Source organism: Roseateles sp. (assembly GCF_965229315.1).
Lineage (GTDB): Bacteria > Pseudomonadota > Gammaproteobacteria > Burkholderiales > Burkholderiaceae_C > Pelomonas.
The window spans coordinates 3,658,600-3,677,066 of the sequence record NZ_CBDDJA010000002.1 but is presented as its reverse complement, the minus strand read 5'-3'; the positions used below and the strand labels follow the sequence as shown (position 1 = coordinate 3,677,066).

Sequence of the window (18,467 nt, the reverse complement as noted above, 5' to 3'; positions counted from 1 at the left end):
TCCAGCAACCCAACACGGCATGCCGATGCAAATCCTCAACGAACACCGCGCCTTCAACGGCACCCAGCGCTTCCTGCAGCACGACTCGTCGGAGATCGGCCTGCCGATGCGCTTCGCCCTGTACGTGCCGCCGCAACCCAGGGCGCTGCTCGTCTACCTCGCCGGCCTCACCTGCAACGAAGAAACCTTCACCACCAAGGCCGGCGCCCAGCGCCTGGCCAGCGAACTGGGCCTGGCGCTGCTGATGCCCGACACCAGCCCGCGCGGCGCCAACGTGCCGGGTGAGGGCGAGGCGTGGGACTTCGGCGTCGGCGCGGGCTTCTACCTCGACGCCACGCAAGCGCCATGGGCCGGGCACTGGCGCATGGAGAGCTATCTGATGAACGAGCTGATCCCGCTCGTTCAGCGCGAGACCGGCCTCGCCCGGACCGGCCTGTTCGGCCATTCCATGGGCGGCCACGGCGCGCTGACGCTGGCGCTGCGCCACCCGGGCCGCTTCCAGTCGCTGTCGGCCTTCGCGCCCATTGCCGCGCCGACGCAGTGCCCCTGGGGCCACAAGGCGTTCACCGGCTACCTGGGCGACGACCGCAGCGCCTGGGCCGCCCATGACGCGAGTGCGCTGATGCGGGCCCAGGCGGCGGCGCCCTACCCGGGCGGCATCCTCATCGACCAAGGCCTGGCCGACAAGTTCCTCGCCGAGCAGCTCCACCCCGAGGCCTTCGAGGCCGCCTGCGCCGCCGTCGGCCAGCCGCTGAGCATCCGCCGCCACGCGGGCTACGACCACGGCTACTACTTCATCGCCAGCTTCGTGGACGACCACCTGCGCCACCACGCGGCGCAACTGGCCGGCTGAGCTCAGGCGGCGGGCCGGCCCATCATGCGGCCGACCAGCCGCAGCAGCGGCGGCGACTGCAGCTCCTGCGCCAGCGTATTCAGCGGCGGCAGCGCCAGGCGGGGGCGCAGTGCGGCCATGTCGGGGCTGGTGTCGCGGGCCGGGTCGTACAGCGTCGTGCCCACCTGCCCACGGGCGATGCGTTCGCCCAGCAGCGCGCACAACGCGCCCAGCGTCAGCGCGGCCTCGCGACCCGGCGGCAGCGTGCGGGCGGGGTCGAAGCGCAGCGTCGACAAGGTGCGGGCGTCGTCCGCCAAGTCCAGCGGCACCTCCCACGCGCGCATCAGCAGGTGCCCCAGCTCGTGCGAGGCCAGGCCCAGCGACTCCTGCTCATGCAGCGCGCGCTGGAAGGCGTCCATGCCCGCCAGCGGCGCGGCGTCCAGCAGCGCGGCGCCGGCCTGGCGGCCCAGGAAGGACAGCACCAGCAGCGTGACGAGCTGGGCGGGCTCCGGCACGCGCAGCCGCGCCGCGAGCTGCTGGCACAGCTCGCCGGCGATGGTGCTGGCGCGCCACAGCACGTCGAACTCGCGCCGCTGCGCTTCGTCGCGCGGCTGGAAGCACTCGGCCAGCATGTGCTGCAGGCACATCTGCCGCACGCTGGCCAGGCCCAGGAAGGTGATGGCCTGGCCCACGCTCGTCACGGGCTGCTGCAGCCCGTACAGCGGCGCATTGGCGGTGGCGACGACGCGTGCGGCCACGGCCGGCTCGCCCATGACAAGCGTGGCCAGCTCGGCCGACGTGGCCGTCTGCAGGAACTGCGGCGACATCAGCGCATGCACGGCACGCGGCGGCCGCGGCAAGTGGCGCAAGGCCTCCACCAGCTGCCCGGTCTGCTGCGCGTCCAGCAACTCGGCCGCCCGCAGCGGCAGGCCCACGGGCGGCGGCAGTGCGGCCTCCACGGGCTCGGCGATGTTGGCAGGCCGTGTGGCCGCTGCGGCACCGTCGGCATGGGGCGGTGGCGCCGGCGGCTGTGTGGCCCTGCGTGCTGCCGGGCGCGCCTGCGCCGGCGGCGCAGGCCGCGCGCGCAGGAACCACCAGGCGGCCACGACCACCAAGCCCGCGAGCCCGAGCAGCGTCAGCACCATGCCATCCCCCATTTGCTGTTACAGACCGGAAGCATAAGCAGCCCGTGACAGAAACAGGGGACGGGCATCGTGCAAGCCCGGGTCCGTGTGACCTGCAACACGCATAAGCTGCGCTCACAACGCAAGGCGCGCGCGCGCCAGGAGACACGCATGCAAGCTGCCACCGGGCGCCAGCCCTTCTACCGCTCGCTGTACCTGCAGGTCATCACGGCCATCGTCATCGGCGTCATCGTGGGCCACTTCTGGCCGCAGACGGGCGAGGCGCTCAAGCCGCTGGGCGACGGCTTCATCAAACTCATCAAGATGATGATCGCGCCCATCATCTTCTGCACCGTGGTGGTGGGCATCGCAGGCATGGAGGACATGAAGCGCGTCGGCAAGACCGGCGGCTACGCGCTGCTGTACTTCGAGGTCGTCTCCACGCTGGCGCTGATCGTGGGCCTCGTCGTCGTCAACGTGCTCAAGCCCGGCGAGGGCATGCACGTGGACCCGGCCACGCTGGACACCAAGGCGCTGTCGGCCTACACCGGCCCCGGCAAGCTGCAGGGCACGGTGGACTTCCTGCTGGCCATCATCCCGACGACGGTGGTGGACGCCTTCGCCAAGGGCGAGATGCTGCAGGTGCTGCTGTTCGCGCTGCTGTTCGGCTTTGCGCTGCACCGCTTCGGCGGGCGCGGCACGCTGGTGTTCGACATCGTCGAGAAGACCTCGCACGTGCTGTTCGCCATCGTCGGCATGATCATGAAGGCCGCGCCCATCGGCGCCTTCGGCGCGATGGCCTTCACCATCGGCAAGTACGGCGTGGGCTCGCTGGTGTCGCTGGCCAAGCTGATGGGCTCGTTCTACGCGACCTGCCTGATCTTCATCTTCCTGGTGCTGGGCACCATCGCCCGGCTGCACGGCTTCTCGGTGCTGAAGTTCATCCGCTACATCAAGGAGGAGCTGTTCATCGTCCTGGGCACGTCGTCCAGCGAGTCGGTGCTGCCGCGCATGATGGCCAAGCTGGAGAACCTGGGCGTGCGCAAGTCCACGGTGGGCCTGGTCATCCCGACCGGCTACTCGTTCAACCTCGACGGCACGTCCATCTACCTGACGATGGCCGCCGTCTTCATCGCGCAGGCCACGGACACGCCGATGTCGCTGACGCAGGAACTCACGCTGCTGGGCGTGCTGCTGCTCACCAGCAAGGGCGCGGCCGGCGTGACGGGCAGCGGCTTCATCGTGCTGGCGGCCACGCTGTCCAGCGTGGGCCACGTGCCGGTGGCCGGGCTGGCGCTGATCCTGGGCGTCGACCGCTTCATGTCCGAGGCCCGCTCGCTGACCAACCTGATCGGCAACGGCGTCGCCACCGTCGTCGTGGGCCGCTGGACGAACGATGTGGACGTGGCGCGCATGCAGGCCGTGCTGAACAACGAGACGCCCGCCGAGGCCGATGCGCCGGAGGCCGTGCTGGACGCGGTGACTCAGCACATGCCGACTCAGCCGACGCGGCCCTGATCCGAACGCGCGTACTGCCTCGGTGGCTGCCCGACGTGCCGGCTGAACGCGGTGCTGAAGGTGCTGGTGGATGCATACCCGACGCGTTCGGCAACCTCGGCGATGGGCAGCTTTTCGCGCCGCAGCAGATCCTTGGCGATGGCCATGCGCCACGACACCAGGTACTCCATGGGCGCGACACCGACGATGCGGGAGAAGCGAGCGAAGAACGCCGAGCGTGACAGCGCAGCGACGTTGGCGAGTTGCTCCACCGTCCATGGGCGATCCACATGCGCATGCATTTGCCGGAGTGCGGTGGACAAGCGCTCGTCGCCCAGTCCGCGCAGCAATCCGGGAGGCGCGCTGCCCGCCGTCGTGGCACGCATCCCCTCGATGAGCATCATCCCCACCAGGTGCGAAAGCATGAACTCGCTGCCGGGTTGCTGGCCCATGCATTCCTCGCCGACCATCCGCACCAACTGGGCCAGGCGTACCGAATCCCTGACGTGCACCACGCCGGGCAGCAATGACACGATGAGCTTGGGATCGGCGCAGTCGAACAGGAACGCGCCGCCCAGGGAACGCATCTCCGGCTCGCCGCCCTGCTCGCCGTAGCGAAGCTCGCCATCGCCGCTGGCCATCGCGTGGGGATCGATGTGGATGGACGGTGCCGGGCCCAAGCTGGAGATGGTGAAGGCGGGTGTCGCCGGCAGCAGCACGAAGTCGCCGACGTTGAGCGTCACCTCCTCGTGACCGTCAACGGCCAGCAGGCAGCGACCCGCCAGCATGATGCAAAAGCTCGGGCGCCCGTATTCCGAATAGCGCACGGCATAGTGGCCCTTGCCGCTGATGAGGTTGGCAAAGACAGCGCGTGGCTGCAGCAGCTTCACGACGTCGGACAGGGGATCACTCATCGCAGGCTTGGACGACCGCAGAACAGTCAAAAATCCTAAGGCATGGCCTGCCCCGCTGCCCCAGGTCGTCTGGCGCATGTCACCAGGCGCTTTGCAGTGTGGCCTTGGCATGCGCCGCCGCAGCCTGCTTCTTCAACTCGAAGCCTTGGGTGAAATGGCTGATGTGGGATTGGATCTGGCCCAGTGAGGCCCGCGTTGCGTCGTAGCCGGCAGCGATGGCCCGCTCTTGCTCGCCTTTCGCCGACATGCCCGACACGCTGACCGAGGGCGATATCAACACATCGGCTTCGGCCATCTCCGCCGCGGCGACGAGGCAGCTCTGAACCCGCATCACACGCAGCAGGACGGACGGTGCTGCCAGCCCATCGCCGCCAGGCCCCGTGCAATAGATGTCCACGGCCACGATCACGTCGGCCCCCATCGCGCGTGCGAACCGGACGGGCACGAGGCTGGCGATGCCACCGTCGACCAGGTGGCCGTCCTTGTAGGCCAGCGGCACGTTCACGCCCGGCACTGCGGCCGAGGCCTGCACGGCCGTTCCCGGCGAGCCCGCGTCAAGCAGGACCGCCTTGCCGCTGCGAAGCTCCGTCGCAACGGCCGCGAACCGGCGCGGGAAGTTCTCGATGGGCACACCGGCGGTAATGGCGTCGATCCAGCGGGCGATGTTGTCGCCGCGCATGAGGCCGCTCTTGCTGAACGTGAAGTCGATCAGTGACGACAGCTTGATGCCACGCGCAGTCGATTCGATCTGCTCCGGCGACAAGCCGCTGGCATAGGCCGCGCCGACCACCGCGCCCGCCGAAGTCCCCACCACGATGTCGGGCTGTATGCCGGCATCCTCCAGGGCGCGCAGAACGCCGAGATGGGCAAAACCGCGGAGCCCGCCACCGCCCAGCACCAGCGCCACTCTGGGCTTGTTGGCAGGGGTGGCGGAAACCGGCGCCGACTTCTGCACGTCCTCAAGCGATCTGGGCGACAGATAGGCAGGCTGGCGTTCGCGGAGGTTGGCGCAACCGGCCATCCAGAGCACCGAAAGCACGGACACCGCGACGGTGCCGAAATACATGAGGCTGGCGAACTTCATGGCAATCTACCCAGGGCATGAGGTGAAGGAGTCGGGCGTCGAGTGGCCGGACGGCTACTTCGCTTTTGCTTGCGCAAGCGCGACAGCGTCCGCGCCGGCCGCAAAGTGCAGGCGATCAGATGTGTCATTCGCGGCCTGCCACACGACCTCGGCCACATCGCCCTCGGCGGTGACCGCGCCGGGCGTGGCGAAAGCCGCAAAGATGGGCTCGGCGAACGGCTTGTAGGCGTCGGGAATCAGCCCGGCCATGCGCTTGCCACCGTTCTCGGTGAAGCGTGTCGTCGGCCCATAGCCTGGCTCGACGAGTTTGATGCGGATGTCGAACGCGCCGAGCTCGTGAGCGACGGACCCGGAGAGGCCTTCGATGGCGGTCTTGCTGGCCGTGTAGATGCCGGCGAGAGGGAAGGGCGCCAGCGTGGCACTCGAGGTCACGTTGACGATCACGCCGGACTTGCGCTCGCGGAACTGCGGGATGACCGCCTGCATCATGGCCATGACGCCGAAGGTGTTGGTGTCGAAGACCTCGCGGGCGACCGCCAGCGGCGTCGCCTCGAAGGCGCCGACGACGCCAATGCCGGCGTTGTTGACCAGCACGTCGATGGGGCCTGCCGCCCAGACCGCGGCGGCGACGCTCTCGGGGTCAGTCACGTCCAGCGCGATGACTCGCATGCGGTCTGACTCGGGAAGCAGGTCGCCACGCGGCTTGCGCATCGTCGCGATGACGTTCCAGCCCTTGGCGTGGAAGTGGCGGGCGGTTTCCAGGCCATAGCCGGAGGAGCAGCCGGTGATGAGGACGGTCTTCATGGTGTGGTCGGTCGGTGGATTGCGATGGAAGAACGATATCCAGCAGAAACAAGACCATCAATGCTTTCCAGTCTTTGCTTGTTTTGCAATAGTCCAGTTTCTAAGGCAACTCTGAAGCCTGGACGCCACGCCTGTGAGGCCGCCTCGTGGCACCGGCGGCGCGCGATCTCGGGCGTCAAGGACAATCCCCCGATGGCAGTTCTTTCCCTTTCCAACGCCCACCTCGCCTTTGGCCACGTGGCCCTGCTCGATGGCGCCGGCTTTTCTCTCGAAGTCGGCGAGCGCGTCGGCCTCATCGGCCGCAACGGCACGGGCAAGTCCTCGCTGCTGAAGATCCTCGCGGGCCTTGAAAAGCTTGACGACGGCCTGCTGCAGCAGCAGCAAGGCCTGACCAACGTCTACGTGCCGCAGGAGCCCGTGCTGCGCGGCGACGCCACCATCTTCGACGTCATCAGCGAGGGCGTGGCCGAGGCCAAGGCGCTGCGCGAACGCTACGAGATCCACGACGAGAACGACGACCTGGCCTGGGTGCAGGAGCGCATCGAGCACATCGGCGCGTGGAACTGGGAGCAGCGCGTCGAAGAGACGCTGCACCGCCTGGGCCTGGACGGCGAGCGGCTGGTGGGCAGCCTGTCCGGCGGCTTGAAGAAGCGCGTGGCACTGGGCCGCGCGCTGGTCGCCCAGCCCGACGTGCTGCTGCTGGACGAGCCCACCAACCACCTGGACCTGGACGCCATCACCTGGCTGGAAGGCCTGCTGAACGACTTCAAGGGCTCGCTGCTGCTCATCACCCACGACCGCGCGTTCCTGGACAACGTGGCCAACCGCATCGTCGAACTGGACCGCGGGCAATTGCGTGGCTACCCGGGCAACTACGCCGCCTTCCAGGCCGCCAAAGCCTACGAGCTGGAGAACGAGGCGCTGTTCAACGCCCGCTTCGACAAGCTGCTGGCGCAGGAAGAGGTGTGGATCAGGAAGGGCGTGGAAGCACGCCGCACGCGCTCCGTGGCGCGCATCCAGCGCCTGGAGGCGATGCGCCAGGCCCATGCCGCGCGGCGCGACGTGCAGGGCAAGGTCAGGCTGGACATCGACACCGGCGGCGCCAGCGGCAAGATCGTGGCCGAGCTGGAGGACGTGTCCAAGCGCTACGGCGAGAGAGCCATCGTGCGCGACTTCACCGCCACCATCCTGCGCGGTGACAAGGTCGGCCTGATCGGCCCGAACGGCGCCGGCAAGACCACGCTGCTGAAGATGATCCTCGGCGAGCTGGCGCCCGACACGGGCAGCGTGCGCCTGGGCTCGCGGCTGTCGGTCGCCTACTTCGACCAGATGCGCGACACGCTCAACCTCGATGCGACGCTCGCCGACACCATCAGCCCGGGCTCGGAGTGGATCGAGATCGGCAACCAGAAGAAGCACGTCAAGAGCTACCTCGGCGACTTCCTGTTCTCGCCGGCACGGGCCAACTCGCCGGTGCGCACCCTCTCCGGCGGCGAGCGCAACCGGCTGCTGCTGGCGCGCCTGTTCGCGCGGCCGGCCAACGTGCTGGTGCTGGACGAGCCCACCAACGACCTCGACATCGAGACGCTGGAACTGCTGGAGGAACTGCTGGCCGAGTACGACGGCACGGTCTTCCTCGTCAGCCACGACCGGCGCTTCCTGGACAACGTCGTCACGTCCACCATCGTCTATGAAGGTGACGCGCAATGGCGCGAGTACGAGGGCAGCGTGCAGGACTGGCTGACGCAGTCCCGGCGCGCCGCGGCCTTGCAGGCGCAGGCGGCGCCCAAGGCGGCCGCCCCCACGCCGCCGCCCGCGCCTGTACCCGATCCGGCGGCCCTGGTCGTCGCCACCAAGCGCAAGCTCAGCTACAAGGAACAGCGCGAGCTGGAAGAGCTCCCCAAGCTGATCGCCGAGCTGGAGGCCGAGCAGAAGCAGCTCAATGCGCTGATCGCCGGCAGCGAGCTGTACGCGCAGGGCGCGGCGCGCATCGCCGAGGTGACCGACCGCGCTGCCGACATCGACGCCGAGCTGCTGACGCTGATGGAGCGCTGGGAAGTGCTGGAAGCCAAGTGACGACCGCGTTGCAGCAGGAATGGCTGGCGCTGCAGGCCCAGCACGAGCGCTACGAGGGCCTCGCGCTGGTCGTGAAGCTGGCGGCCTTCGCGGCTGCGGTGCTGGTGCCGGACGACGGCCTGGCTTGCGCGCTGCTGGCGCTGCTGTGGCTGCAGGAGGCCGTGCTCAAGACCTTCCAGTCCCGGCTGGGTGAGCGCCTGCTGGTCATCGAGGCCGGCGTGAAGGCGGGTGACGGCACGGTGGCCATGCAGTTGCACACCGACTGGCTCGCGAGCCGGCCGCGTGGTGCCGGGCTGCTGGCCCAGTACCTGAAGAGCGCGCTGCGGCCGACGGTGGCGTTGCCGTATCCGCTGCTGATGGCGCTCGTGTTCGCGTAGGGCCTGACAACCCCGAGGCGACGGGCCTCGCGTCAGGCAGGTTGCAGCTTGTCGAGCGGGATGAAACCGCTCTGGCCCTTCAGCTGCACGACCGTCAGGCCGTGGCGGTGCACCACGTGCTGCGTCACATGCGTGGCGCCCTGGTAGCGCACCCTGTCGCCCGGCTTGAGCACCGGCTGCGGCGGGATGAGCGGCAGCACCGGGCGGGGCGGGGTGCGGCTGGCGCGACTGCAGGGCCGCGATGGGCGCGAAGTCCACGCTGTGCAGCACCAGCTGCGCGCTGTGCAGCCCACCCAGCCGCACGGCGACACCGCGGTTGACGAGGGCGTACAGGTGCTGGGTGGACTCCCAGCTCATGCCGCCCAGGATGCCCAGGGTCTTCATGCGGCCGCCTGGCCCAGCGGCAGCCGCTGGCTGACCGCCGGCGTCTCGCGGCGCTGCACGGCCGCGGCCGGCTGCAGCAGCTGGAACGCCGCCTCGGGCCAGCCCTCGACGACGGCGGCCTGCCGCGCCTGCAGCGTGAAGCCCTCGCCGGACCGCAGCCAGTGGTCGTGGGTGCCGCCGCTGACGGTCAGCCACAACTGGCCGCCCGTGACGACCAGCCGGCGCGGCGCGCGGGCCGCGGCCAGCGTCAGCGCCTGGCCGGGCGCGAGCCGGGTCGTGAAGGCGTCGTTCATCGCATGTCTCCTCGGGATGGGGTGTCCACCGGCTGTCGCTTGCCCAGCCACACCACCGCGAGCACGGCCAGCGCGAAGGCGAGGGTCATCGAGTCCAGCGTCTCGCCCAGCAGCGGCACGGCGAACAGCATGGACAGAAAGGGTTGCAGCACCTGCACCTGGCTGACCCTCATCGTGCCGCCCAGCGCCAGGCCGCGGTACCAGGCGAAGAAGCCGATCCACATCGAGAACAGCGAGACATAAGCGAAGCCCACCCAGGCCGAGGCTGCCACCGGCGCGACCGGCCGCGTCCGCAGCGCCAGCGGCAGCGTGACGGGCAGGCTGACGACGAGCACCCAGCAGATCACCTGCTCCGCGCTGAAACCGCCCGACAGCCGCGCGCCGCTGACATAGCCCGCCGACGCGCACACCACGGCGCCCAGCAGCAGACCGTCCGCCATCTCCAGCCCGCCCGCGCCACGCCAGGCCGCGAAGCCGATGACCAGCCCCAGCCCGGCCAGCGCACAGGCCCAGAAACCGCGGCTGGGCCGCTGGCGCAGCACCAGCGCCGCGATGACGGCCGTGGCCAGCGGCAGCACGCCCGAGATGACCGACGCGTGCACGGCGTCCACGTGCCGCACGGCCCAGCCCAGCAGCAGCGGCCAGCCGAAGACGACACCCCCAGCCGTCAGCGCGAGCAGCCGCCATTCGTCGCCCCGGGGCCGGCGCGCGCGGGTGACGGCCAGGTAGGCGATGGACAGCAGCCCCGCGACCGCGGCACGGCCGAAGGCGACAAAGGCCGGGTCCAGCTGCGGCGCCTGCACGCTGCCGCCGGCCAGCCGTGTCATCGGGATGCTGAGCGCAAACATGACGACGCCGGCCACGCCCAGCAGCAGGCCGCGCGTCGTGTCGGACGCCGTGGGCAGGGTGGGCGAGGCGGTCATTCCGGGCATGTCGCCAGTCTAGGCAACGAAACCAATACAGAACCAGTACAGTCAACCGATCACGCATTGAATCTGTATTGCCATGCCCACCGGTACACACCCGCCGCTGCAGCGCGACGCCAGCCAGCCGCTCGCCGGCCAGCTCGCCGACCGCTACGCCCAGCGCATCCGCGAGCGCCTGCTGCTGCCCGGCGCCCGCCTGCCCTCGGTGCGCGACTGCGCGCGCCAGCACGGCGTCAGCCCGCACACCGTCGTCGCCGCCTACGACCAGCTCCAGGCCGCGGGCCTGCTGGAGGCACGCCGCCAGCGCGGCTTCTTCGTGCGCGACACACGGCCCGCGCCGCAACGGGCCGCGCGCACACCGGCCGCGACCGCGCCGCGCCAGGTGCCCATGGACGCCACCGCGCTGATCCGCGGCATGTTCGAGGCCGACGCGGCGCGCTCGCCGGGCCTGGGCACGCTGCCGGCCGACTGGCTGGACCCGGCGCTGCTGCAGTCGGCGCTGCGCCGGCTGCGCGAAGACGACGGCGACGGGCTGCAGCTCGGCTACGGCGACCCCAGCGGCGACGCGCGGCTGCGCGCGGCGCTGTCGCACCGCCTGGCGGACCTGGGCATCCACGCCGGCCCGGCGCAGATCCTGACCACCCACGGCGCCACGCATGCGCTGGACTTGCTGATCCGCACGCACCTGCAGCCCGGTGACGCGGTGCTGGTGGACGACCCCGGCTGGGCCATCCTGTTCGCGCGGCTGACGCAGGCCGGCATCCGGCTGCTGCCGGTGCCCCGCGGTGCGAACGGGCCGGACCTGGACGTGCTGGCCACGCTGGCCGCCGCACATGCGCCGCGCGCCTACCTGACCGTGTCGGTGCTGCACAACCCGACCGGGCACAGCCTGAATCTGGCCGATGCGCACCGGTTGCTGCGCCTGGCCGATGAACACGACTTCACCATCGTCGAGGACGACAGCTACGGCTTCCTCGCACCGGAGCATTCGCCGCGGCTGGCCGCACTGGACGGGCTGCGCCGCGTGACCTATGTGGGCGGCTTCTCCAAGGTGCTGACGCCGGCCTGGCGCGTGGGTTTCCTGGCCGCCGCGCCCGAGCGGCTGGCCGCCGTGACCGACACCAAGCTGCTGGACGGCCTGACCAGCTCGCCCGTGCTGGAGCGCGCCGTCGCGCTGTGCCTGGAGCAGGGGCGGCTGCGCCGCCATGCGCAGCGCCTGCGCGAGCGGCTGGCGGCGGCGCGCCAGCGCGTGGCGGCGCTGGCGGCGGCCCAGGGTTTCGGCTGGGCGGCGCCGCTGGAAGGCCTGTTCGGCTGGCTGGACGTGGGCGTGGACACCGAACGCCTGGCGCAGCCACTGCTGGACGCCGGCTGGCTGGTCGCACCCGGCGCGCTGTTCAGCGCCACGCGCCGGCCGGGCTCGCTGATGCGGCTGAACATGGCCACGTCGCAGGACCCCGCGTTCTGGCGCGAGCTGCGCGCCTGCGTCGACGCGATGCGCGGGCACTGAAACGCGCGTCGAAAAGTCAGCGCAGGCGCCGGGTTTGTCACACGGTCCGGGCGGCGGCTGACGGCAGAATGCCGCCGCTGTGACATCGCTTGCGTGACCACGACCCCGACTGGCCATGACCGATCCCCTGAAATTCCTCGTCGTCGACGCGCTGGTCGGCGTGCAGACCTTCGCGCGGCAACTGCTGCAAAGCCACGGCTTCGCGGCCGAGCGCATCGTCTGCTGTGCCGGCCCCGACGCGGCGCTCGCCCAAGGCCTGGCCTTCAAGCCGCACTTCCTGCTCACCGACTGGTTCCCCAAGGCGCCGCTGACCGGCCTGCAGCTGCACCAGCGCCTGCGCGAGGTGCAGCCGGGCATGCACCTGTCGCTGCTCAGCTTCGACGTGACACCCGCGCACGAGCGCGAGGCCCAGGCGCTGGGCGCGCACTTCCTGCTGAAGAAGCCATTCACGCCCGAGCAGTTCCAGGCCGAGATGAAACGCGCGCTGGAAGCACTCGCCAAGCACCCGCCTTCCTCGCGGCCGGGGACTGGGCGACGGCCGCGCGCGTGCTGGGCGAGGCGGGCGCCGGCCTGCGCCGGGCAGGTGCCGAGGCGCTCGTGATCGCGACCAACACCATGCATCTGGTCGCCACCGACGTGGAGCGCGCCGCCGGCCTGCCGGTGCTGCACATCGTCGATGCCACGGCCGAGGTGCTGCGCGCGGCCGGCGTGAAACGTGCCGGGCTGCTGGCCACGCGCTTCACGATGGAGCAGGGCTTCTACCGCGAGCGCATGAAGGCGCGCTTCGGCATCGACATCATCACGCCGGACGAGGCCGGCCGGGCCGACGTGCACCGGCTCATCTACGACGAGCTGTGCCGCGGCCGCTTCGAGCCGGCGGGCCGCGAGCTGCTGCGCGCGCAGGTCGCCGCGCTGGCCGGCCGCGATGCGCAGGCGGTCATTCTGGGCTGCACGGAGCTGGGCCTGTCGCTGCCCGCCGGCAGCGATGCGGCCCTGCCGCTGTTCGATTCCACCGATTTGCAGGCCCGGGCCGCGGTCGACTGGATGCTAGGCTGACGTTCTGCCATCACAAGAAACCCCTGACATGACCACCGTCTGGACCCAAGCCCGCCGCGCGGCGCGGATGAACCCGTCCATCATTCGCGAGATCCTCAAGGTCACCGAAAAGCCGGGCATCCTGTCCATGGCCGGCGGCCTGCCGAGCGCGGACACCTTCCCGGTCGAGGCGCTGAAGGCAGCCTGCGACCATGTGCTGACGCACAACCCGCGCGAGGCGCTGCAGTACGCGGCCAGCGAGGGCTTTGCGCCGCTGCGCGAATGGGTGGCGGCGCGCGTGGCGGCGCTGGGCATGAACGTGTCGCCGGACCAGGTGCTCATCACCAGCGGCTCGCAGCAGGGGCTGGACCTGGTCGGCAAGATCCTCTGCGATGCTGGCGCCCCGGTGGCCGTGGAGACGCCCACCTATCTGGGCGCGCTGCAGGCGTTCACGCCCTACGAGCCCATCTTCGCGAGCCTGGCCAGCGACCACGAGGGACCGCGCCCCGAGGCGCTGGCTGCGCTGCCGCATGACGCACCCGGCACCCGCTTCGCCTACCTGCTGCCCAACTACCAGAACCCCACCGGCCGCGTGATGAGCGCGCAACGCCGAGTCGACGTGGTGGAGGCGGCCCGCCGGGCCGGCGTGCCCATCGTCGAAGACAACCCCTACGGCGACCTGTGGTTCGACCAGCCGCCGCCGGCCTCGCTGTCCAGCCTGTGGCCCGAGGGTTCGATGTACCTGGGCTCGTTCTCCAAGGTGCTGACGCCGGGCTTCCGCCTGGGCTACATCGTGGCACCGACCGAGCTGTACCCCAAGCTGCTGCAGGCCAAGCAGGCCGCCGACCTGCACACGCCGGGCTTCAACCAGCGCGTCGTCTACGAGGTGGTGAAGAGCGGTTTCCTGGACGCGCACATCCCGTCCATCCGCGCACGCTACAAAGCCAACCGCGACGCGATGGCCGCCGCGCTGCGCGAGCATCTGCCGGCGGGTTGCGAGTACCAGTCGCCCGAGGGCGGCATGTTCTTCTGGATTCGCCTGCCCCAGGGGCTGGACGCGATGGCACTGCTGCCGCAGGCGGTGGACGCCGGCATCGCCTTCGTCCCCGGCGCGGCCTTCTACGCGCACCAAGCTGATGCACGCACGATGCGGCTGTCGTTCGTCACGCTGACGCCGGACCTGATCGCCGAGGGCGTCGCCACCCTCGGGCGCGTGCTGCACGGGGCGTTGGCGGTGGCTGCGGAGCACGCGCCTTAATCGCGAACCCTGACAGCGAGCTGAAGCCCGGGCTTTTACCTGTCTCCCGGGTTTCCATATCCCCAAGTCGTTCCCGCTCTGGCATCGTATGCAATCGGCCCCCGGCAAAGCTGCCGGGGTAGATCGCATAACGACAGACGAGGCAAACGATGAAGCAGTTTTTGACAGCGGTGGCCGCAGCGGCCTTTGCACTGGGCGCCCAGGCGGCCGACCCGATCAAGATCGGCGTGGCCGGCCCCTTCACCGGCGGGTCTTCCTCCATGGGTGTCAGCATGCGTGACGGCGTGCGCCTGGCGGCCGACGAGATCAACAAGTCCGGCGGCGTGCTGGGCCGGCAGATCCAGCTCATCGAGCGCGACGACGAGGCCAAGAACGAGCGCGGCGTGCAGATCGCCCAGGAGCTCATCAACAAGGAAAAGGTCGCCGCCACGGTCGGCTACATCAACACCGGCGTGGCCCTGGCCTCGCAGCGCTTCTACCAGGACGCCAAGATCCCGGTCATGAACAACGTGGCGACCGGCTCGGCCATCACGCTGCAGTTCAAGGACCAGCCCGAGAACTACGTCTTCCGCAACGCCGCGCACGACTCCATCCAGGCGCCGATGATCGTTGAGGAAGCCGTCACCCGTCGTGGCTTCAAGAAGGTCGCCATCCTGGCGGACAGCACCAACTACGGCCAGCTCGGCCGCGCCGACCTGGAGGCCGCGCTCAAGCTCAAGGGCATCACGCCGGTCGCCGTCGAGAAGTTCAACATCAAGGACGTTGACATGACGGCCCAGCTGCTCAAGGCCAAGGAGGCCGGCGCCGAGGCCATCCTGACCTACGGCATCGGCCCCGAGCTGGCCCAGATCGCCAACGGCATGACCAAGCTGGGCTGGAAGGTGCCGATGATCGGCTCCTGGACGCTGTCCATGGCCAACTACATCGACAACGCCGGCCCCGGCGGCGAAGGCGCGCGCATGCCGCAGACCTTCATCCAGGAGCCCACGACCCCGAAGCGCCAGAGCTTCATCATCAATTACCTGAAGACCTTCAACCCGAAGAACTCGCGCATGGACTCGCCGGTGTCGGCGGCCCAGGGCTACGACTCCATCTACCTGCTGGCCGCCGCCATCAAGCAGGCCGGCTCCACCGAGGGCCCCAAGATCAAGGCCGCGCTGGAAGACCTGAAGACGCCGGTGGAAGGCGTCGTGACGACGTACAACAAGCCCTTCTCCAAGACCGACCACGAGGCCATCACGGCCAACATCCCGGTGTTCGGCGAGGTCAAGGGCCAGCGCGTCGTCTACGCCTACCCCGAGGACTTCAAGAAGGCCTCCGAGGTGCGCGTCAAGGACGTGAACGCCAAGGGCGCGATGGAACAGAAGAAACGCCAGTGATCAGGCGCCCGCCTGCCGGCCGCGGTCGGCAGGCGGGCGTGCCACGCTCCCGCAACTCTTCTGATGGACTGACATGCAGATCCTGACCCAGCTCGTGTTCAGCGGTATTGCGCTGGGCATGATCTACGCCGTCATCGCCTTCGGCTACCAGCTCACCTTCGCCACCAGCGACACCCTCAACTTCGGCCAGGGCGACGCGCTCATGCTCGGCGCGCTGGTGGGCCTGACGCTGGTCGGCCTGGGCGTGAACTACTGGCTGATGATCCCGCTGGTGTGCCTGTTCGGCGCCGTGCAGGGCGCGGTGGTCGAGCGCATCGGCGTGCGGCCCGCGCTGAAGATCAAGAGCGAGTTCGGCTGGATCATGTCCACCATCGCGCTGGGCATCATCTTCAAGAACGTGGCCGAGAACGTCTGGGGCCGCGACGACCTGAAGTTCCCGTCGCCGCTGCCCGAGTCGCCGATGAAGTTCCTGGGCGCCAACGTGCTGCCGATGGAAATCCTCGTCATCGTCGGCGCCGTCGGCATGATGCTGGCGGTGGAGGTGTTCAACCGCAAGTCCATCTACGGCAAGGCCGTCGTCGCGACCTTCAACGACCGCGACGCCGCCAAGCTGATGGGCATCAACACGGGCCTGGTCATCACGTTCTCGTACGCGCTGTCCTCGCTGAGCGCGGCCTTCGCCGGCGTGCTGATCGCGCCGCTGACGCTGACCGGCGCCACCATGGGCGCTGTGCTGGGCCTGAAGGCCTTCGCCGTCGCCATCATCGGCGGGCTGACCAGCGGCATGGGCATCATCCTGGGCGGCATCATCCTGGGCGTGGCCGAGACGACGACGGGCTTCTACCTCTCCACCGGCTACAAGGATGTTCCCGGCCTCGTGCTGCTGCTGATCGTGCTGGCCGTCAAGCCTGCGGGCCTGTTCGGCAAGACGGCGATCAAGAAAGTCTGATGATGTTGCGGGATGGACCTTTGAGCGAAGCGAAACGCTCCGTCCTCAACTGGCTGAGAACATGAATGTAAAAAAACTCGTCCTCGGCGCGGCGGCCATCGCAGCCCTCGCCGCCTTCCCGCTCGCCTCCGGCAACCCGTACTACATCCACCTGGTCGAGACCATCATGATCTATGCGATCGTGCTGTTCGGCCTGGACATCGTGGTCGGCTACACGGGGCAGGTGTCTCTCGGCCATGCCGGCCTGTTCGGCATCGGGGCCTACACGGCCGGCGTGCTGATCCTGAAGCTGGACGCGCCGGTGTACGTGACGCTGCCCGCCGCGCTGGCCGTGACGGCGGCCTTCGGTGCCGTGCTGGCGCTGCCGGCGCTGCGCGTGACCGGCCCCTACCTCGCGATGGTGACGCTGGCTTTCGGCACCATCGTCCAGATCCTCATCAACGAGATGACCTTCCTGACCGAAGGTCCGATGGGCATCACGCTGACCAAGCCCTCGCTGTTCGGCCACGCGCTGGACGAGACCGAGTTCTACTGGCTGGTTCTCGCGCTGCTGATCGCGTCGCTGGTGTTCGTGGACCGCGTGCTGCGCTCGCAGCTTGGTCGCGCGTTCGAGGCGCTGCGCGGCAGCCCGGTCGCGTCCGACTGCATGGGCGTGTCGGTCTATCGCTACAAGGTCTACGCCTTCGTCATCTCGGCGGCGCTGGCCGGCCTGGCGGGGTCGCTGTACGCGTACTCCGAGCAGTACATCAGCCCCAACACCTACAACTTCGAGCTGACGGTGATGTTCCTGCTGGCCGTCATCATGGGTGGCCGCAAGACCCGCACCGGTGCGTTGCTGGGCGCCACCATCATCGTGCTGCTGCCCAAGCTGCTGGACGACCTGCAGATGTTCCGCACCGGTGCCGTCGTGCTGGCCGTGATCGTCGTGGCCTCGGTGGCCGTGGGCCTCAAGCGCGGCAAGCTGACCAAGCAGGCGGCCCTGATTCCCGTCGTCGGCAGCATCGCGCTGGCGGCCATCTCCTTCAAGCTGGAGACCATGACCGACTGGCGGCTGTCCATCTTCGGCCTCATCACGCTGTTCGTCGTCTACTACCTGCAGGACGGCATCGTCGGCTTCGTGCGCAACGCGCTGAACCTGAAGACCAAGCACGAGCGCGACACCACGGCGACCAAGGCCACGGCGCTGACACGCGCCAGCGGTCAGGGCCAGGGCGGAAATGACGGCGAACTGCTGAAGGCCAACGGCGTGCTGATGCAGTTCGGCGGCCTGAAGGCGCTGAACAACGTCGACCTCGTCGTGCAGCGCGGCAGCATCCACGGCCTCATCGGCCCCAACGGCTCCGGCAAGAGCACGATGATGAACGTGCTGACCGGCATCTACCAGCCGACCGCCGGCTCGGTGCTGTTCGCGGGCACGTCGGTCACCGGCCGCACGTCGTCGGACATCGCGCTGTCCGGCATCGCGCGCACCTTCCAGAACGTGCAGCTCTTCGGCGAGATGACGGCGCTGCAGAACGTGCTCGTGGGCCTGCACCACAGCTTCAAGAGCAACCTCATCGACATCGCGCTGCACTTGCCGCGCTACCTGCGCGAGGACCGCGAGCAGCGCGCCCGCGCCCACGCTTTGCTGGAGTTCGTCGGCCTGGAGTCGCTCGCGAGCGAGGAGGCGCGCAACCTGCCGTACGGCAAGCAGCGCCTGCTGGAGATCGCCCGCGCGCTGGCGCTGGACCCGCAGCTGCTGCTGCTGGACGAGCCGGCCGCCGGCCTGACCGCGCCGGACATCAAGGAGCTGCTGGAGATCATCCGCAAGATCCGCGGCGCGGGCGTCACCGTCATCCTCATCGAACACCACATGGACGTCGTCATGAGCCTGTGCGACCGCGTCTCGGTGCTGGACTTCGGCCAGAAGATCGCCGAGGGCCTGCCGGCCGAGGTGCAGGCCAACGAGAAGGTCATCGAGGCTTACCTCGGTGGTCAGGCAGTCTGATGACTTTGCGGGATGGACCTTTGAGCGAAGCGAAAAGCGCC

General features: G+C 69.3%; 17 protein-coding genes. 10 read left to right on the top strand and 7 right to left on the bottom strand.

Annotated elements, in window-relative coordinates:
• Positions 1-25 precede the first annotated feature (25 nt).
• Complete coding sequence (gene fghA / locus ACO07H_RS21785) at positions 26-853, top strand: S-formylglutathione hydrolase (protein WP_422018673.1); 828 nt, start codon at positions 26-28, stop codon at positions 851-853.
• A gap of 2 nt (positions 854-855) precedes the next feature.
• Here the strand turns inward: fghA and ACO07H_RS21780 are convergent, their stop codons facing one another.
• On the bottom strand, positions 856-1,977 hold the full coding sequence (locus ACO07H_RS21780) for an HDOD domain-containing protein (RefSeq protein WP_422018075.1): 1,122 nt from the start codon (positions 1,975-1,977) through the stop codon (positions 856-858).
• Positions 1,978-2,127: 150 nt separating this feature from the next.
• Between ACO07H_RS21780 and ACO07H_RS21775 the strand changes: the two genes are divergently transcribed.
• Entirely contained in the window at positions 2,128-3,474 is a 1,347-nt protein-coding gene (locus tag ACO07H_RS21775; RefSeq protein ID WP_422018073.1) for a dicarboxylate/amino acid:cation symporter, read from the top strand.
• Here ACO07H_RS21775 and ACO07H_RS21770 read toward each other — a convergent pair.
• The 3 genes from ACO07H_RS21770 to ACO07H_RS21760 form a co-directional block, all read right to left on the bottom strand.
• The gene (locus tag ACO07H_RS21770) at positions 3,456-4,367 is read right to left on the bottom strand and encodes an AraC family transcriptional regulator (RefSeq protein ID WP_422018672.1); all 912 of its coding nucleotides are present in this window, start codon (positions 4,365-4,367) and stop codon (positions 3,456-3,458) included. The genes ACO07H_RS21775 and ACO07H_RS21770 overlap by 19 nt on opposite strands.
• A gap of 79 nt (positions 4,368-4,446) precedes the next feature.
• Positions 4,447-5,451, bottom strand: a complete 1,005-nt coding sequence (locus tag ACO07H_RS21765) for a patatin-like phospholipase family protein (protein WP_422018071.1) — start codon at positions 5,449-5,451, stop codon at positions 4,447-4,449.
• A gap of 54 nt (positions 5,452-5,505) precedes the next feature.
• Complete coding sequence (locus ACO07H_RS21760; RefSeq protein WP_422018069.1) at positions 5,506-6,255, bottom strand: SDR family oxidoreductase; 750 nt, start codon at positions 6,253-6,255, stop codon at positions 5,506-5,508.
• Between the two features lie 192 nt (positions 6,256-6,447).
• Between ACO07H_RS21760 and ACO07H_RS21755 the strand changes: the two genes are divergently transcribed.
• Together ACO07H_RS21755 and ACO07H_RS21750 are read left to right on the top strand one after the other, a co-directional pair.
• A complete protein-coding gene (locus tag ACO07H_RS21755; RefSeq protein ID WP_422018067.1) occupies positions 6,448-8,331 on the top strand; it encodes an ATP-binding cassette domain-containing protein in 1,884 nt (627 codons plus the stop codon).
• Positions 8,328-8,708 (top strand): hypothetical protein, encoded by a 381-nt coding sequence (locus tag ACO07H_RS21750; RefSeq protein ID WP_422018065.1) that lies wholly within the window; start codon positions 8,328-8,330, stop codon positions 8,706-8,708. Before ACO07H_RS21755 ends, ACO07H_RS21750 begins: the two co-directional genes overlap by 4 nt.
• A gap of 32 nt (positions 8,709-8,740) precedes the next feature.
• On the opposite strand, the gene ACO07H_RS21745 is transcribed toward ACO07H_RS21750, so the two are convergent.
• The 3 genes from ACO07H_RS21745 to ACO07H_RS21735 form a co-directional block, all read right to left on the bottom strand.
• Complete coding sequence (locus ACO07H_RS21745) at positions 8,741-8,908, bottom strand: hypothetical protein (protein ID WP_422018063.1); 168 nt, start codon at positions 8,906-8,908, stop codon at positions 8,741-8,743.
• A gap of 180 nt (positions 8,909-9,088) precedes the next feature.
• Positions 9,089-9,385, bottom strand: a complete 297-nt coding sequence (locus ACO07H_RS21740; protein ID WP_422018061.1) for a DUF2917 domain-containing protein — start codon at positions 9,383-9,385, stop codon at positions 9,089-9,091.
• Entirely contained in the window at positions 9,382-10,317 is a 936-nt protein-coding gene (locus ACO07H_RS21735) for a DMT family transporter (RefSeq protein ID WP_422018059.1), read from the bottom strand. The genes ACO07H_RS21740 and ACO07H_RS21735 overlap by 4 nt, the downstream gene beginning before the upstream one ends.
• A 73-nt stretch (positions 10,318-10,390) precedes the next feature.
• Here ACO07H_RS21735 and ACO07H_RS21730 point away from each other — a divergent pair, with 73 nt between their 5' ends.
• From ACO07H_RS21730 to ACO07H_RS21705, 6 genes are all read left to right on the top strand, one after another.
• On the top strand, positions 10,391-11,818 hold the full coding sequence (locus tag ACO07H_RS21730; RefSeq protein ID WP_422018057.1) for a PLP-dependent aminotransferase family protein: 1,428 nt from the start codon (positions 10,391-10,393) through the stop codon (positions 11,816-11,818).
• A 93-nt stretch (positions 11,819-11,911) separates the two neighbouring features.
• The gene (locus tag ACO07H_RS21725) at positions 11,912-12,874 is read left to right on the top strand and encodes an aspartate/glutamate racemase family protein (RefSeq protein ID WP_422018055.1); all 963 of its coding nucleotides are present in this window, start codon (positions 11,912-11,914) and stop codon (positions 12,872-12,874) included.
• Positions 12,875-12,902: 28 nt separating this feature from the next.
• Positions 12,903-14,111: a PLP-dependent aminotransferase family protein gene (locus ACO07H_RS21720; protein WP_422018053.1), complete on the top strand. Its 1,209-nt coding sequence runs from the start codon at positions 12,903-12,905 to the stop codon at positions 14,109-14,111.
• Between the two features lie 149 nt (positions 14,112-14,260).
• Entirely contained in the window at positions 14,261-15,490 is a 1,230-nt protein-coding gene (locus tag ACO07H_RS21715) for an ABC transporter substrate-binding protein (protein ID WP_422018051.1), read from the top strand.
• 73 nt (positions 15,491-15,563) lie between these two features.
• Positions 15,564-16,439, top strand: coding sequence for a branched-chain amino acid ABC transporter permease (locus tag ACO07H_RS21710; protein ID WP_422018049.1), 876 nt, complete (start codon positions 15,564-15,566; stop codon positions 16,437-16,439).
• 61 nt (positions 16,440-16,500) lie between these two features.
• The gene (locus ACO07H_RS21705; RefSeq protein WP_422018047.1) at positions 16,501-18,426 is read left to right on the top strand and encodes an ABC transporter permease subunit; all 1,926 of its coding nucleotides are present in this window, start codon (positions 16,501-16,503) and stop codon (positions 18,424-18,426) included.
• Positions 18,427-18,467: the final 41 nt, after the last annotated feature.

Bases quoted from the DNA above. Each gene is read 5' to 3' on its own strand.
- fghA (WP_422018673.1), top strand. From the start codon at position 26: ATGCAAATCCTCAACGAACACCGCGCCTTCAACGGCACCCAGCGCTTC.
- ACO07H_RS21780 (WP_422018075.1), bottom strand. From the start codon at position 1,977: ATGGTGCTGACGCTGCTCGGGCTCGCGGGCTTGGTGGTCGTGGCCGCC.
- ACO07H_RS21775 (WP_422018073.1), top strand. From the start codon at position 2,128: ATGCAAGCTGCCACCGGGCGCCAGCCCTTCTACCGCTCGCTGTACCTG.
- ACO07H_RS21770 (WP_422018672.1), bottom strand. From the start codon at position 4,367: ATGAGTGATCCCCTGTCCGACGTCGTGAAGCTGCTGCAGCCACGCGCT.
- ACO07H_RS21765 (WP_422018071.1), bottom strand. From the start codon at position 5,451: ATGAAGTTCGCCAGCCTCATGTATTTCGGCACCGTCGCGGTGTCCGTG.
- ACO07H_RS21760 (WP_422018069.1), bottom strand. From the start codon at position 6,255: ATGAAGACCGTCCTCATCACCGGCTGCTCCTCCGGCTATGGCCTGGAA.
- ACO07H_RS21755 (WP_422018067.1), top strand. From the start codon at position 6,448: ATGGCAGTTCTTTCCCTTTCCAACGCCCACCTCGCCTTTGGCCACGTG.
- ACO07H_RS21740 (WP_422018061.1), bottom strand. From the start codon at position 9,385: ATGAACGACGCCTTCACGACCCGGCTCGCGCCCGGCCAGGCGCTGACG.
- ACO07H_RS21735 (WP_422018059.1), bottom strand. From the start codon at position 10,317: ATGCCCGGAATGACCGCCTCGCCCACCCTGCCCACGGCGTCCGACACG.
- ACO07H_RS21730 (WP_422018057.1), top strand. From the start codon at position 10,391: ATGCCCACCGGTACACACCCGCCGCTGCAGCGCGACGCCAGCCAGCCG.
- ACO07H_RS21720 (WP_422018053.1), top strand. From the start codon at position 12,903: ATGACCACCGTCTGGACCCAAGCCCGCCGCGCGGCGCGGATGAACCCG.
- ACO07H_RS21715 (WP_422018051.1), top strand. From the start codon at position 14,261: ATGAAGCAGTTTTTGACAGCGGTGGCCGCAGCGGCCTTTGCACTGGGC.
- ACO07H_RS21710 (WP_422018049.1), top strand. From the start codon at position 15,564: ATGCAGATCCTGACCCAGCTCGTGTTCAGCGGTATTGCGCTGGGCATG.
- ACO07H_RS21705 (WP_422018047.1), top strand. From the start codon at position 16,501: ATGAATGTAAAAAAACTCGTCCTCGGCGCGGCGGCCATCGCAGCCCTC.